Annotated in this window: 12 protein-coding genes and 1 pseudogene; 2 read left to right on the forward strand and 11 right to left on the reverse strand. The window is 64.6% G+C overall.

Annotation, left to right across the window (positions count from 1 at the left end; translation table 11 throughout):
• Window positions 1-75: 75 nt before the first annotated feature.
• The 6 genes from IVA81_RS21250 to eno all read right to left on the reverse strand — a co-directional run bounded on the left by IVA81_RS21250 (window position 76) and on the right by eno (window position 6,076).
• Window positions 76-1,035 carry a GAF domain-containing protein gene (locus IVA81_RS21250; RefSeq protein ID WP_247321554.1) on the reverse strand — a complete coding sequence of 320 codons (960 nt, stop codon included), beginning with the start codon at window positions 1,033-1,035 and terminating at the stop codon, window positions 76-78.
• Window positions 1,036-1,247: 212 nt separating this feature from the next.
• Window positions 1,248-1,565: a septum formation initiator family protein gene (locus IVA81_RS21255; protein ID WP_028141594.1), complete on the reverse strand. Its 318-nt coding sequence runs from the start codon at window positions 1,563-1,565 to the stop codon at window positions 1,248-1,250.
• Between the two features lie 105 nt (window positions 1,566-1,670).
• Window positions 1,671-2,222 carry an NADPH-dependent FMN reductase gene (locus IVA81_RS21260; RefSeq protein ID WP_247321556.1) on the reverse strand — a complete coding sequence of 184 codons (552 nt, stop codon included), beginning with the start codon at window positions 2,220-2,222 and terminating at the stop codon, window positions 1,671-1,673.
• Between the two features lie 270 nt (window positions 2,223-2,492).
• Window positions 2,493-3,491: an MBL fold metallo-hydrolase gene (locus tag IVA81_RS21265; RefSeq protein ID WP_247321557.1), complete on the reverse strand. Its 999-nt coding sequence runs from the start codon at window positions 3,489-3,491 to the stop codon at window positions 2,493-2,495.
• A gap of 118 nt (window positions 3,492-3,609) precedes the next feature.
• Window positions 3,610-4,743 carry a zinc-binding dehydrogenase gene (locus tag IVA81_RS21270; protein ID WP_247321558.1) on the reverse strand — a complete coding sequence of 378 codons (1,134 nt, stop codon included), beginning with the start codon at window positions 4,741-4,743 and terminating at the stop codon, window positions 3,610-3,612.
• A gap of 49 nt (window positions 4,744-4,792) precedes the next feature.
• Window positions 4,793-6,076: a phosphopyruvate hydratase gene (eno, locus tag IVA81_RS21275; protein ID WP_247321559.1), complete on the reverse strand. Its 1,284-nt coding sequence runs from the start codon at window positions 6,074-6,076 to the stop codon at window positions 4,793-4,795.
• A gap of 176 nt (window positions 6,077-6,252) precedes the next feature.
• Between eno and IVA81_RS21280 the strand changes: the two genes are divergently transcribed.
• Window positions 6,253-7,230, forward strand: coding sequence for a lyase (locus IVA81_RS21280; protein ID WP_247321560.1), 978 nt, complete (start codon window positions 6,253-6,255; stop codon window positions 7,228-7,230).
• A gap of 159 nt (window positions 7,231-7,389) precedes the next feature.
• Window positions 7,390-7,842 (forward strand): preQ(1) synthase, encoded by a 453-nt coding sequence (gene queF / locus IVA81_RS21285; protein ID WP_165637764.1) that lies wholly within the window; start codon window positions 7,390-7,392, stop codon window positions 7,840-7,842.
• Window positions 7,843-7,859: 17 nt separating this feature from the next.
• Here queF and IVA81_RS21290 read toward each other — a convergent pair whose 3' ends face one another.
• The 5 genes and pseudogenes from IVA81_RS21290 to kdsA all read right to left on the reverse strand — a co-directional run bounded on the left by IVA81_RS21290 (window position 7,860) and on the right by kdsA (window position 14,145).
• A complete protein-coding gene (locus IVA81_RS21290) occupies window positions 7,860-11,240 on the reverse strand; it encodes an autotransporter outer membrane beta-barrel domain-containing protein (protein ID WP_247321561.1) in 3,381 nt (1,126 codons plus the stop codon).
• A 290-nt stretch (window positions 11,241-11,530) separates the two neighbouring features.
• Window positions 11,531-11,716 (reverse strand): annotated as a pseudogene (locus IVA81_RS21295) (glutaminase); the annotation flags it as partial.
• Window positions 11,717-11,807: 91 nt separating this feature from the next.
• Entirely contained in the window at window positions 11,808-12,023 is a 216-nt protein-coding gene (locus IVA81_RS21300; protein WP_247321562.1) for a hypothetical protein, read from the reverse strand.
• Window positions 12,024-12,088: 65 nt separating this feature from the next.
• Window positions 12,089-13,297, reverse strand: a complete 1,209-nt coding sequence (locus IVA81_RS21305; RefSeq protein ID WP_247321563.1) for an MFS transporter — start codon at window positions 13,295-13,297, stop codon at window positions 12,089-12,091.
• On the reverse strand, window positions 13,297-14,145 hold the full coding sequence (kdsA, locus tag IVA81_RS21310; protein ID WP_247321566.1) for a 3-deoxy-8-phosphooctulonate synthase: 849 nt from the start codon (window positions 14,143-14,145) through the stop codon (window positions 13,297-13,299). Before kdsA ends, IVA81_RS21305 begins: the two co-directional genes overlap by 1 nt.
• Between the last annotated feature and the right edge of the window lie 20 nt (window positions 14,146-14,165).

Consider the following 14,165-nt stretch of genomic DNA (forward strand, 5'->3'; position numbering starts at 1 on the left):
ACGCATCACGTCGCAAGGGCGACGCGCTGCGCTGCATCCGGGGCACGAGATCGGAGTTTGAGTAAACAGCAGGACTCAGTGGTTCAGCTCGAACCGCTTCAGCTTCCTGTGCAGCGTGGCACGGCTGACGCCGAGGGCCTTGGCGGCCGCCGACACATTGCCGCCGGCGCGGAGCAGCGCCCGCTGCACCACGGCACGTTGACCGCCGGCAAGATGATCGCGCGCGGTATCGCCGCCGAGCAGATCCGCCGCCGGCACTGGCTGCAATGCTCGGCCCGGGGCGATGCCGAGCGCCACCCGCGCGGAGCGGGTCGCGCCGATCACGAGATCATCGGCATCGACAGCAATGAGGCCTCCGGATTGGCCGTCCGCAGCTTGCGTCAGCACGATGCGCGCATGGGCAAAGGCCCTGCGGAACAGATCGGCCTCGATGCGCTTGGCCGCCTCGCCTGCCGCAAGCGCGATCAGGCTGGAAAATGCGTCGGTCCGGTCGGCGCGGCAGGAGGACACGTCGAGCACGCCCGCGAGCGCCGCCTCATGGTCGTAGATCGGAACGGCGCTGCAGCTCAGAAGCGTGTTGCGGGTGAAGAAATGCTGGTCACGGTCGATCGTCAGCGGACGCTGCTCGACGAGGCAGGTGCCGATGCCGTTGGTGCCCTCGTGCTCCTCGCTCCAGAGCGCACCGGTCCACAGGCCCCAGGATTGAAACGTCGCGTCGTCCGCCGCCGTACCGCGGCGATCGACCGGCACGCCTTCGCCGTCGGCGAGCAGCACGCAGCAGCCGCTCGCGCCGACGGCCTGATAGAGCCGGTCCATCACGCCTTGCGCGGCGGCCAGGAGCGGCGCGACGCGCTCGCGCGCCTGGTGCAGCTCGGCTTCGGTCAGCCGCATCGTCGAGGTGCGGCCGCTGGGATCGAGATGATGCAATCTGGACGAACGGCGCCACGAGGCCACGAGCGCGGATCGTGCCGCCTGGCCTGACGCGATGGCGGCCTCGACACGGGCCGCGTGATGCCGGGGCATTGTCCCATTCATCACTGTTTCCTCCGGATGGCAGACTAGAACGTGCTGGCGCTGCCTGATTGATCTGCGTCAACTTTGGCGAGCGCCACGCAAGCCATGAGCCCGCTGACGCACTGCCGTCAAGGCAACCGGTGGGTTTCGGACTTACGACCTTCGCAGGAGCCACGGACACGGTGGTCGGTTTTCGGCAATGGTCGGGTCGTTTTCGAAAGCTGCGGAAAACGCTACTTCGCCGGGATCATCCGAACGAGATCGCGCGGATTGACGTAGTCGAGCTGAAAGCGTGCCCGCTCGTCCAGCATGTCGGGATCGATCCTCTCGGACCGCAGCAGCGACACCCGCTGCTCGCTCCTGGCGCGCTCGCGCTTGAGCTGGGCCAGTTCGCTGGTCAGCGCGATGATCTCCTGGTCGAGTTCCTGGCGGGCGTTGAGGCCGTATTTGCCGGTATACGCGTTGACGCCGAAATAGCCGACGATGGCCGCCGCCATCGCGTAGAGGGCAAGGCCGGTCAGGATCGATTTCAGGCGCGCGCGGGAGACCATCTTGGGAAGATGGGACAGGTTGGTTAAGGGAGTGCTAATTGCCCCTGCCCGAGCCGCTAATCGTCATGGCCGGGACAAGCCTGGCCATGACGGAGAAGCGAGTGCTCAGCCGTGGTGCTTCGCGACGTGGGCCGCGAAGGCGTCGATATAGGCCTGGAGCACGGGCTTCAGCGACTCCTTGGTCAGATTCCCCTCAGTATCAAAGGCGTCGCCGACCGCGTTCAGATAGATCTCGGGCTGCTGCATGATCGGGCCGGCAATGCCCGGCAGGATGTTCTGCAGCGTCTTGGCGGCGCTGACGCCACCGAGCGGCCCCGGGGAGTTCGAGATGATGCCGACCGGCTTGCCGTTGAAGGAGCTCTTGCCATAGGGGCGCGAGGCGACGTCGATGGCATTCTTCAGCACGCCCGGGATGGCGCGATTGTATTCAGGCGTGACGAACAGGACACCGTCCGACTTCTGGAGCTTGTCGCGGAAGGCCAGCCAGTCCGCGGGCGGCGCACCCTCGAGGTCCTGGTTGAAGAACGAGATGCCCGCCGGCGTGACGACCTCGAGCTTGAGCGAACCAGGCGCGAGCTTGGCCAGCGCGTTGGCGATCTTCAGCGAAAAGCTCTCTTTGCGCAGGCTGCCGGCGATAACGACGATGTTGTAGGCCATGGGTTGTCCTTGAAACCTTGAGGGAAGTGCCGGGCGGCACTTAAGCGGTCCGGATCGATGGATGCAAGTGCATGAACTAGCCTGATTTGGAAACGCTGTGTTTCGCGAAAGCAGACGTTGGGACCCCTTGCCCAGATGGAGCGCAGCGCAATCCGGGGCCGGCATAGCTTGGGGCAAGACCCCGGATTACGCTGCGCTCCATCCGGGCTACGATCTCAACAATCGGGCCGCCAAGCGGCGGCCCGATCTTTCGCGCAAATCTAATTCAGATCAGATCGTCGGATTCCACGCCGACGGGATCAGGCGGTACTTCGCGCCGTCCTTCTGGACATGGCCGACCGAAGGGAACGTGAAGTGGAAGCCGACCACCGTCGCCTTCTCCGCCGCCGCCATGTCGTAGAATTTGTGGCGCGTCTCCTGCGCCAGCGCGGCGTCGTAGTCGAACATCACGTGCCAGTCGGGATTGCGCAGGAAGAATTCCGGGATGTTGGTGACATCGGACTGGATCAGCACCTTGGCATCGCCCGAGGCGACCGCGAACGAGGTGTGGCCCGGCGTATGGCCGGGGGTTGCGATCGAGGTGATGCCCGGCGCGACCTCCTTGCCCCACTCGTATTTGGTGACCTTGGATTCCAGGCCCGCGAAGGTCTTCTTCACGTTGGCAAAGTAGTTCTTCATCATCGGATTGGACTCGGCCTTGGCCGCGTTCTCCTCGCTGGTCCAGAACTCCCAGTCCTTGCCCGGCACCATGATCTCGGCATTGGGGAATGCGAGCCCGCCGTCGGCAAGACGAATGCCGTTGGTGTGATCGGGGTGCAGATGCGAGAGCAGCACGACGTCGATGTTCTTCGCCTCGACGCCGGCAGCCTGGAGGTTCTGCAGCGTGCGGCCGACCGCGCCCTTGCTCGCCTCGAAATTCGCAATGCCGTTGCCGGTGTCGATCAGGACCAGCTTGGAGCCGATGTTGATGAGCTGCGGGTTGAACGGCACCGTGACCATGCCCTTCGGCATGTAGGCTGCTTCGCCCGCGGCCAGCGCTTCGTCCTTGGAGATGTTGGCGACGAACTTGTCCGGCATCGGGAAGGTGCGCGCGCCGTCATTGATCGAGGTGCACTCGTAGCTGCCGACCTTGTAGCGGTAGAAGCCCGGCGCTTGCGTGCCGGTCGGCGGCACTGAGGCATTGGCCGCGGTCTGCACGAAGCCGGATGCGGCGGCCGCGCTGAGGGCGGCGGCGCCTGTGAGCAAATGACGGCGATTGAGATCAGTCATGGAGAGGTCCCCTTCTGAGCGCCCCGCGGTTTCTCCGCTTGCAATGGCGGCGGAATAATCTCCGGCTGCGCTCAGAAGGCAAGACCTTCCTTCGGTAACCTGCCGTTGCAGATCACGATTATTTATTCGGGTTGATGAGGAATTTTTCGCCGGTCGCGCGTTTGGCGTACACGGCGACGTTGGCGAGATCGAGCGCCTCGGTCAGCGACACCACCTTGGTGTAGTGACTGGCGAAGGTGGTCTTGAGCTCGGACGCGACGCGCTGGCGCAGGCGACCGATCTCGGCCGGACCGATGTTCTGGAGGAACGGCGTCAGCAGCCAGCCGCCGACGCCCCAGGTCAGACCGAAGGACCGGCTCAATTCGGTCGGCCGATTGTCGAGGCTGCCGTAGATATAGACCTGCTTGTACACGTTGGAGCCGTAGCGGCTGTATTCCTTCGCGGTCTTGTTGGCCGCAACTTCCATCGCGGTCAGAATCTGGCTCGCGAGCTTGCCGCCGCCGATGGCATCGAAGGCGATCGTGGCGCCGGTCTCGACCAGCGCATTGGTGAGATCTTCGGTGAAGCTCGGTGCGCTGGAATCCACGACGTGCTTGGCGCCGATCTTGTGCAGGATGTCGGCCTGCTCCTTGCTCCTGACGATGTTGACGAGCCCGATGCCGTCCTTGATGCAGATCTTGTTGAGCATCTGGCCGAGATTGGACGCAGCGGCGGTGTGCACCAGCGCCTTGTGGTTCTCCCGCCGCATTGTCTCGGTCATGCCGAGCGCGGTCAGCGGATTGACGAACCAGGACGCACCGTCCGCGGCCGTGGTGCCCGCCGGCAGCTCCATGACGTCGCGAACCTTCAGCACGCGATACTGCGTGTACATCGCGCCGCCGATCATCGACACCGTCTTGCCCATCAGGGCTTTCGCCGCATCCGACGAGCCGGTCTGGATTACCGTGCCGGCGCCCTCGTTGCCGACCGGCAGCGACTGATCGAGCCGGGCTCCCATCATCCGCATCGCAGCCTCCGGCATTTTCGCGGTGATGACCGGCATCTCCTTCGTGCCGGAAGCCTGGGCCGCCGACATGTCGGCGGCCCCGATCAGGAGCCCGAGGTCCGACGGGTTGATCGGCGTTGCCTTGACGCGGACCACGACCTCGTCGTCGGCCGGCTCCGGCGTCGGGACATCCACGAGGGACAATTCCAGCTCGCCGCTCTTCTTCAGCAGCGAACGCAGTTGCAGTCCGGACTTGCCATCGCTCATGTCGATCCTCCCATGTCTTCGTTTTCGCGCTTTCGCGGGATGCGCCGGCTTATGCCAACGCCTTCAGTGCCGCCTTGCCACCGTACAGCGCCTGCTTGCCGAGCTGCTGCTCGATGCGCAGGAGCTGGTTGTATTTGGCGGTGCGATCGGACCGCGCAAGGGAGCCGGTCTTGATCTGACCGCAGTTCGTGGCGACCGCAAGGTCGGCGATGGTGGAATCCTCGGTCTCGCCCGAGCGGTGCGACATCACCGAGGTGTAGCCGGCCTTGTGCGCCATCTCGACGGCGGCGAGCGTCTCGGTCAGGGTGCCGATCTGGTTGACCTTGATCAGGATCGAGTTGGCGCGGCCCGCCTTGATGCCGTCGGCGAGGCGCTTGACGTTGGTGACGAAGAGGTCGTCGCCGACCAGCTGGCACTTCGTGCCGACGAGGTCGGTGAGCTCCTTCCAGCCGTCCATGTCGTCTTCCGACATGCCGTCCTCGATGGTGACGATCGGATAGCGCGAGACGAGGTCGGCAAGGTACTTGGCCTGCTCGGAGATCGAACGGGTCTTGCCCTCGCCTTCATAGACGTATTTGCCGCCCTTGAAGAACTCGGTCGAGGCGCAGTCGAGGCCGAGCACGATGTCGGAGCCTGCCTTGAAGCCGGCCTTGCCGATCGCGTTCATGACGAACTCCAGCGCGGCATCGGCCGACGGCAGGTTCGGGGCAAAGCCGCCCTCGTCGCCGACATTGGTGTTGTGACCGGCCTTCTTCAGCTCGGACTTCAACGTGTGGAAGACCTCCGCGCCGTAGCGCAGTCCCTCGGCGAAGGATGACGCACCGACCGGCAGGATCATGAATTCCTGGAAGTCGATCGGGTTGTCGGCGTGCACGCCGCCATTGATGATGTTCATCATCGGCACCGGCAGGAGGCGCGCCGAGGTGCCGCCGACATAACGGTAGAGCGGCATGTCGAGCGAGTTCGCGGCTGCCTTGGCACAGGCGAGCGAGACGCCGAGGATGGCGTTGGCGCCCAGCCGGCTCTTGTTCGCCGTGCCGTCGAGGTCGATCATGATCTGGTCGATCTGGGCCTGCTGCTCGACGTCGAGGCCGCTCAGGGCCTCGAAGATCTCGCCGTTGACGGCGCCGACGGCCTTGGTGACGCCCTTGCCAAGATAGCGGGCCTTGTCGCCGTCGCGCAGTTCCACGGCCTCATGGGCGCCCGTAGACGCGCCGGAGGGCACGGCAGCGCGGCCGAGCGCGCCATCCTCCAGCACGACATCGACCTCGACGGTGGGATTGCCCCGGCTATCGAGGATTTCGCGGCCGATGATGTCAATGATGGCGGTCATGATGTGCACTTCCGTTCGTTGGAGCTGATCGGTTCGCCGCGGGTCTTACACGGGCCGCAAGCAAATGTGAACGCTTGGACGTGCCGCTTCGACTGACGCGTGAAGCGGCCGGGGCTAAGCTTGAAATCGATTGATCTGCGCGTCCAACCTCAATCTGAACCAGCCGGGGTAACGCCATGAATCGCCGCCAGTTTCTCGCCTCGAGTGCCGTCCTGTTGGTGGCCCGCCCAGGTTTTGCCCAGGAGGCCCCGTTCCGGACGAAATATTTCCCGGTCAGTGCCGGCATCGGCCTGCACGATCTCGCCCCCGCCCCTGACGGTTCGGTCTGGTTCACGGCGCAGGGCAAGGGCCTGCTCGGCAGGCTCGATCCCCGGGATGGCCGTTTCAAGACGGTCAGCCTCGGTCAGGGCGCCGCTCCGCATGGCGTGACCATCGGCCCCGACGGCGCGCCCTGGATCACCGAGGGCGGCCAGAACGCGATCGCGCGGGTCGATCCCGGCGATCTCAAGGTCACACTATTCCGCCTGCCGGAAAAGTTCGCCTCCGCCAATCTCAACACCGGCGTGTTCGACAAGGAAGGCACTTATTGGTTCACCGGCCAGTCCGGCTATTACGGCCGCCTCGCGCCGAAGTCGGGCGAAATGAATGTGTTCAGGGCGCCCAAAGGCGTTGGCCCCTACGGCATCACGGTAACGCCCAAGGGCGATATCTGGTACGCCTCGCTCGCCGGCAGCCACATCGCGAAAATCGATCGCGCGACGGGTGATGCCGCAATGGTCGAGCCACCGACGCCGAACCAGGGCTCGCGGCGCGTGTGGTCGGACTCGAAAAGCCGGATCTGGGTCAGCGAGTGGAACAGCGGCCACGTCTCGGTGCACGATCCCGCCGATGGGTCGTGGAAGACCTGGAAGCTGCCGGGCGAACGCCCCCGCACCTACGCTGTCTTCGTCGACGACAAGGACAAGGTCTGGTTGACCGACTTCTCCGCCAACGCCATCGTCCGCTTCGATCCTGCCACGGAGAAATTCAACGTGTTCGCCAGCGACAAGCCCAATGCCGCCGTGCGCCAGCTCGACGGACGACCGGGCGAGCTCTGGGGCTGCGAGTCCGGCAACGACCGGATCGTCATGATCCAGACCATCGCCGCCGGTTGACGGCAGCGGCATTTGCGTCCATCCCGACACCCTCTAGAGCGCGACCTTATCGCGCTCTAGCCGTTTTTTGACTGAGCATGATCTTTCGGAAAACCGGTGCCCACTTTGCGCTAACGCGGCCCTCCGGGTCCGGATCATGCTCCACAGGATGTGACGACGATGGCGAAGAAATCCCTCCAGCTCGGCCGCGCGGTCGAGTGGCCGCACACACCGGAAGACGCTCAGCTCGACCGCGTGCCCAATCCGCAAAAGGGCACCGACTATCTGGTGCGTTTCACCGTGCCGGAATTCACCTCGCTCTGCCCGGTCACGGGACAGCCGGATTTCGCGCATCTGATGATCGATTACGCGCCGGGGCCGTGGTTGCTGGAGTCGAAATCGCTCAAGCTTTACATCGCGAGCTTCCGCAATCACGGCGCCTTCCACGAGGACTGCACCGTCATGATCGGCAAGCGCATTGCGAGCGAGATCAAGCCGAAATGGCTGCGCATCGGCGGCTATTGGTATCCGCGCGGCGGCATTCCCATCGACGTATTCTGGCAGACCGGCCGCGTGCCGAAGGGCCTGTGGGTGCCCGAGCAAGGCGTCGCGCCCTATCGCGGACGAGGCTGAGCCGCGCACCCGCCGTCTCACCACGCGTACCGCACCAAGCCCTTGCCCGCGTAGGATCGCGTCACATTCGAGAATTCGCCCTCGAACGTGCCGGCGGCCGACCAGCCGTTCAGCCACTTCTTCTCGACCGATCCCGTCACCAGCGCGGAGTCCGAGGCCATCGCCGCGCCGTTCACGACGAAGCTGGCGCCGGGCAGCGACTGAAACGTCGCACCGATCACGCGGTCCGGATTGAAACCGTGCGCCCAGGCAATTCGGCCGCGCAGCGTGACGATGCCGTCGGCCTGGGCGAAGGATTTGTCGGTGCGCATGCCGAGCTCGGTGCGGGTGTCGGTGACGCTCTTGGCGCCATAGGCCAGCGCGAACTGGTTGCTGCCGACGATGGTCTGCTCAGCGTAAGCCGGCAGATCGAACGTCGTGAACTGCGCTGCGGCGTAAGGGGTGAGACCCACGCCCTGCGTGACGAACCGGTAGCCGCCTTCGAGCCGGCCGGAATAGGCGTTGGCGTTGAACTCGGCGCGCAGACGATCGACGCCGGCCACCGTCACGGTGCGATCGGTGGTGATGTCCTGCCAGCCATAGGCGAGCGCGCCGGTGATGTAGGCAGGGCCCACGATGTGCCGGAAGAAGGCGCCGGCCTGGAACAGGTCGGACCGGCCGCCGCCGAGCGCGTTTGCCACGGTAAAGTTGGTGCCGCCGCCGGCGAGCGCGAAGCCGACCAGCGTATCACGGGAGATGCGATAATCCGCGCCGACAGCCGTGCCATAGAGATTGCTTGTGGTGGTGTTGGAGCCGAGGACCGCGCTGCCGTCGGTCTGCTGCGCGCCGCCGAAGCCCGCCGCCCAGACGCTCCAGCGCTGCTCGAACGAGGGTGCGATCGGTGCCTTGGTGTAGATCGCAGCATATGCATCACGCTCGCTCTTGTTGCGACCGGCGTTCTTTGCCGCGTAGGCCAAGCTCTCGTCGGCATAAGCGTTCGGCGTGCCGCCCGCGCTGACGGGATCGCCGCGGCCCGCGATGAACGGATCCGTCATCACGCCCATGAACTGGTTCATCGCGTTGAACGTCGCCTGCTGCGGCGCGCTGCCGACCTCGCCGGAGAGCTGGGTCAGGCCGGCGGGCGTCAGGCCGCCGAACGCGATCGGGATGGTGCCGTTCGCATTGAAGTAGCCAATGATCGCGTTGCCGACGTTCTGCTGATTGAAATTCAGGTTGCCGGACGGCGGCGCGAAATTCAGCACGAGGTTCAGGTAGGCATGGGTGGCGTCGTAACTCAACGACGTATGAAAACCCGACGGCAGGCCAAAATTGGTGACGGCGGGATTGAACGCGCCGGTGATGCTGCCAGCGCTGACAATGGTATACTGCTTCGCAACATAGCTGCCTGCGTCAAAGCCAACGACAACGGACGCTCCGCCTAACGTCGCATTGCCGGTCACGTTCGCGAAGGTCGACGTCGTCGGGTTGGCGTAAATGAGATAGGTCACCCCGGATTGCATCGCGAGGCTCGCCAATGTCATGGACGTGCCCGGCGCACCGCCCGTCCCTGGAATGAAAAAGGAGCCCGCGTTGATTTGCGTGGCGCCGACGGTTCCTGACCCGCCAAGCACGGCGGAGCTGACGGTGACGGCGGAGGAGCCCAGCAAACCGGTCACGAGCAGCGTGCCGGCGTTGACCGTTGTGGTGCCGGTGTAAGCGCTGCTGTCGCCTGACAGGGTCAACGCGCCGTTGCCGACCTTGGCGAAATTGCCCGTGCCGATCACGGATCCCGCGAAGGTCGAGGACGAATTGTCGCCCCCGACGGTGAAGACAAATGCGCCCGTATCCAGCTGGGTGCCCGCTACGCCGGCAAGCGAACCGTAGGCCGCACCACCAGAGGTCGAGTAGACATTCGCGCCGGCAGCCGTCAGATCCACCCGTCCCGTGACGCTTCCGCCATAGGTGTTCATCGAAGCGAGACTGCCGGACAGTGTCAAATTGCCGTTGATCGTCCCATAGACCTGGATGTATCCGCCAGCGGCGTTAATCGATCCATTGATCGTCCCGGTGGGATCGACGACAATATTGGCGCCGATGGCGTTGCTGATGGTGTTTGTCGCATTCAGCGTTCCCGTGACTGCGAGATTGCCGTTGTTGGTCACGGTCGTCGCATTGACCGTCCGGCCGGCGTCGATCCAGGTGGCGTGAATCATCGCATTGGACTGGTTGATCAGCGTCGTTACGGTGAGATCGCCGCCTGAGACAAAAAGGTCGGATATTGCACCGGTGGTCAGGGTACCGTTGACGGTGAGCGCACCGGTCACCGTGAAAGTACCACTTTGATGGTCGACGTTGCCGTTGATCGTGCCGGCTGCGTTCGCCGTGCCGGAATTCGTCAGTCCGCCATTGACCGTTCCAGTCGTCGTGAAGGTCCCGGCGGCTGCGTTCGTCGTCCCGGCAGTCGTCGTCACCGTACCTCCGTTGGTGAAGGTGCCGGCGTTGTTGACGATGCTGGTCGCGCTCAGCGTCCGGCCTGCCGAGACCTGGACCGCGGTGGCCGAGGTTGAATTGTTCGTCAGCGTCGTGATGCCGGTGAAGCTGCCGAACTGCACGGCCAGACTCGACGTCCCGTTGTTGGTCACCGCACCATTAGTGGTGAGATCGCCGATCAGCGCGAAGGAGCCGCTGCCCTGGTTGGTGATGCCGTCATTGAAGGCGCCCCTCGCGTTGGCCGTGCCCGCATTCGTCAGTCCGCCGTTGACCGTGCCCGTCGTGTTGAAGGTGGCGCCGGCGGCATTGGTCGTGCCTCCGGTCGTCGTGATCGAGCCATTGTTGAAGAACGTGCCACCGTTGTTGGCAATTGTGGTCACGGAGACGACGCCGCCGGGAACGTTGGAGAAAGTGCCGGTGTTGGTGATGTCGCCGGTCAGGGTACCTTGATTGCTCGCGATCGCACTGTTGGTTAGCGACGTGTTCAGAGTGCCGGTGTTGACGAAGGTCCCGGCGGTAACGCTGGTGCTGGTGAAAGAGTTGGTGCCGGACAGCGTCAACCGGCTCGATCCAGCCTGCGAGATCGTGGCGCCCGTCATGTTGTTGCTGATCGAGATGAAAGTGCCGACGCCGACGGCATTGTTGGTGATGCCGGTGACAAAATTCACCGCCTGACCACTTATTGCGTAGCCCTGGGACGCAGCGTCGAAAATCCAGGACTGGGGCGAGATGGGTCCAAGGGTAACTGTGACGGCCGTCGTGCCCGTGTTGGAAAAGGTCGCGGTTTCGCCAGCGGTGTCGGGGACGGTGTTCGTCGTCCAATTGGTCGGCTCGTTGTAATTGCCGTTGGCGACGCCGCCATCCTGCCAGACCTGCGCTCGCGCCAGGGACGGCAACAATGCGACCGTCGCAAGAGCGGTGCCGGCCAACAAAGCCTTGGTTAAGAGCGACCCCCGCGTGGGCCCTACCCCGCCTGCCCCAATCATTGAAAATTCCGCCGGGCCGTGCGCTGCCCTGATTGCCAAATATTTCAAACGGGAAATATCTAGCTGCTTGGCCACCTGCGAACCATCGATGATCGGTTGCGTCGCCGGGCCAATCGGCGATTCCACGGCGGTGTGGCTGCAAGGCAACAAAAGGTTGCACAGTTCTCGGGCACCCGCCGAGCCGGTCCAGGAATTGGCGGGTCAACCGTAGGCGCCGTCAATGCGTCTAATACGCCGGCATTGACCATCGGGTTGAAGGGGCGGTTGTCGTTGGTGAACCGGATCGAGTTGAACGCTTCGCCGCTCGGCTCGGCGCCGATGGTGGCGGCCACGCGCTGTTCGCCGACCATCTCGAGCGCCAGCGCAAAGACGAACGCCTTCGATACCGACTGGATCGTGAACGGCACCGCACTGTCGCCTCGATTTCTCCGCGAATGCCATCGTTCGCTTCGATCCTGCTACGGAGAAGTTCGACGTGTTCGCCAGCGACAAAGCGAATGCCGCGCCGCGCTACTTGGAGACGGATGACCTTTCCCAGGGACGTTTGCCGTTGGCATCTCTGTCCCATGGGCGCGTGGTCGGCGCGTTCTTTTCCTCGGCAGCCGCTTTCGCGCGGTCGGCTTGCACCTGCTCGCGATCCGTCACCGTTGGCTTAGGCTGCGCATGAGAGGTCTGCGCGGCGACCGGACCCATGGCGAGCAGCGCGGCGATCAGGAATTTTGTCATTCCCGGCTGTAGCACGACCAGGGCAGGACGTCCGATTTAGTTGCAGGGCTTCCTGCGCACTTTCGTCAGTTGCGCGCGTCGGACGGCGCCCGCGGCTTGAGCAGCCGGGCACAGACAACGCCCAGCACCACCATGATCACTGCGCTCGCGAACAGGGTCGGGACCTTGCCGGCGTGCTGGAGCCCGAAGCCATAGGCGAGCGGTCCCACGGTCTGCCCCATGAAGAAGAAGAACGAATGCAGCGACAGCGCGGTGGCGCGCGCCTCGACCGAGAGCTCGCTGGCGAAGACCTGCAGACAGCCATGGGCGATGTAGAAACCCCATCCCATCACGATGAGATTCAGTGCCTGCACTTCCCAGCGCGGGCCGAAGGCGACGGCAATGAGCTGCGAGGCCACCAGCGTCATGCCGGAGATCATCATGCCCTTCACGCCCAGCCAGGGCAGCAGGCGCGACACCGTCAGCGTGTAGAACAGCCCGCCGACCGCAAAGCCCGCGATGACGATGCCGGCGATCGAGAGCGAGGTCTGTCCGAGCTCGAACAGGAACGAGGCGATGTAGGGAAACAGGCCGAGCACGCAGCAGCCTTCGATGAACACCGCCGAATAGCAGACATAGGCATTCGGATTGGTGAAGATGGTGCGATAGCCGGCCTTCAGCGCCGACAGGCTCGTCTTCGGCGGATGCTTGACCTTGGCGCCGTGGAAGCCGGCCGCGACCGCGATCGAGGCGACGATCACGAGCCCACCGAGCACCGCCAGCACGCCGCGCCAGCCCAGGAAATCGCCGATCAGCCCGGAGGCCGAGGCACCGAGCAGATTGCCGGTCATCGCGCCGGCAAGCGTGCGGCTGATCGCGACCTGGCGTTTCTCGGGCCCGACGAGATCGCTGGTCAGACTCAGCGCCACCGGAAACACGCCGCCCGAGCCGATGCCGGCAAGGACGCGGGTCGCGAACAGAACCGAGAACGAGGACGAGAGCGCGCCCAGGATGTTGGCAAGGCCGAGCAGCGCGAGACAGCCGATCATCAGCCGCGTCTTGCCGAACAGATCGGCGGCGGCGCCGACGATCGGCTGGATGATCGAGAAGGTGAAGGCGAACACCGCGGCAAAGCCCGCGGCGGTCGCGATGCTGACGCCAAAATCCTCGGCGACGTGCGGCAGCACCGGATCGAGCGCGCGCGCCGACAGCGCTGCGGCAAAGCTTGCCCCTGAGATGACGTAGAGCGCTGTCGGCAAGCCGTGATCGTGCGGCCGCGCCTCGCCTTGCTGCATCAGCGCGGGTTCTTTGCCAGCGCGTCGAACGCCATCAGCCTGGCGATCAGCCCCTCGAACTCGCGCAGCGGCACCATGTTGGGGCCGTCCGAGGGCGCGCTATCAGGGTCGGGATGGGTCTCGATGAAGACGCCGGCAACGCCGACCGCAACGGCTGCGCGTGCCAGCACCGGCACGAATTCGCGCTCGCCGCCCGAGGACGTCCCCTTCCCGCCCGGCTGCTGCACCGAATGGGTGGCATCGAAAATGACGGGCGCGCCCGTGGTGCGCGCCAGGATGGGCAGCGCGCGCATGTCAGAGACCAGCGTGTTGTAGCCGAAGGATGCACCGCGCTCGGTGACGAGCACGTTGGGATTGTTGGCGCCAGTGATCTTCGTGACGACATTCGCCATGTCCCACGGCGCCAGGAACTGGCCCTTCTTGACGTTGACGACCTTGCCGGTCGCAGCGGCAGCGAGCAGCAGATCAGTCTGCCGGCATAGAAAGGCCGGGATTTGCAGGACGTCCACTGCCTGCGCCACCTCGGCGCATTGCGTGGCATCGTGCACGTCGGTCAGGACAGGCAGGCCGAGCGAGGAGCGGATCTCGGCGAAGATCGGCAGCGACTGCGCCAGCCCAAGTCCGCGCGCCGCCGACGCGCTGGTGCGGTTGGCCTTGTCGAAGGAGGTCTTGTAGACGAGGCCGATGTTCAGCCGCGCGGCGATCTCCTTGAGTGCGGAGGCGACCTCCAGCGCATGCTGTCGGCTTTCGAGCTGGCACGGCCCGGCAATGATCGCGATCGGCAGATCATTGCCGAATTTGACCGTGCCAATGGTGACGACCGGCGCCGCTGAATGCGAAGAGCTCAAGGCAAATCCCTCGTTTCGGC

The sequence above is a fragment of the Bradyrhizobium sp. 141 genome, from assembly GCF_023074055.1.
GTDB lineage: Bacteria > Pseudomonadota > Alphaproteobacteria > Rhizobiales > Xanthobacteraceae > Bradyrhizobium.

What these genes read in the sequence shown, in the direction of transcription:
- IVA81_RS21250 (WP_247321554.1), bottom strand. Translation starts at nt 1,035, where the DNA reads ATGAATGGGACAATGCCCCGGCATCACGCGGCCCGTGTCGAGGCCGCC.
- IVA81_RS21255 (WP_028141594.1), bottom strand. Translation starts at nt 1,565, where the DNA reads ATGGTCTCCCGCGCGCGCCTGAAATCGATCCTGACCGGCCTTGCCCTC.
- IVA81_RS21260 (WP_247321556.1), bottom strand. Translation starts at nt 2,222, where the DNA reads ATGGCCTACAACATCGTCGTTATCGCCGGCAGCCTGCGCAAAGAGAGC.
- IVA81_RS21265 (WP_247321557.1), bottom strand. Translation starts at nt 3,491, where the DNA reads ATGACTGATCTCAATCGCCGTCATTTGCTCACAGGCGCCGCCGCCCTC.
- IVA81_RS21270 (WP_247321558.1), bottom strand. Translation starts at nt 4,743, where the DNA reads ATGAGCGATGGCAAGTCCGGACTGCAACTGCGTTCGCTGCTGAAGAAG.
- eno (WP_247321559.1), bottom strand. Translation starts at nt 6,076, where the DNA reads ATGACCGCCATCATTGACATCATCGGCCGCGAAATCCTCGATAGCCGG.
- IVA81_RS21280 (WP_247321560.1), top strand. Translation starts at nt 6,253, where the DNA reads ATGAATCGCCGCCAGTTTCTCGCCTCGAGTGCCGTCCTGTTGGTGGCC.
- queF (WP_165637764.1), top strand. Translation starts at nt 7,390, where the DNA reads ATGGCGAAGAAATCCCTCCAGCTCGGCCGCGCGGTCGAGTGGCCGCAC.
- IVA81_RS21300 (WP_247321562.1), bottom strand. Translation starts at nt 12,023, where the DNA reads ATGACAAAATTCCTGATCGCCGCGCTGCTCGCCATGGGTCCGGTCGCC.
- IVA81_RS21305 (WP_247321563.1), bottom strand. Translation starts at nt 13,297, where the DNA reads ATGCAGCAAGGCGAGGCGCGGCCGCACGATCACGGCTTGCCGACAGCG.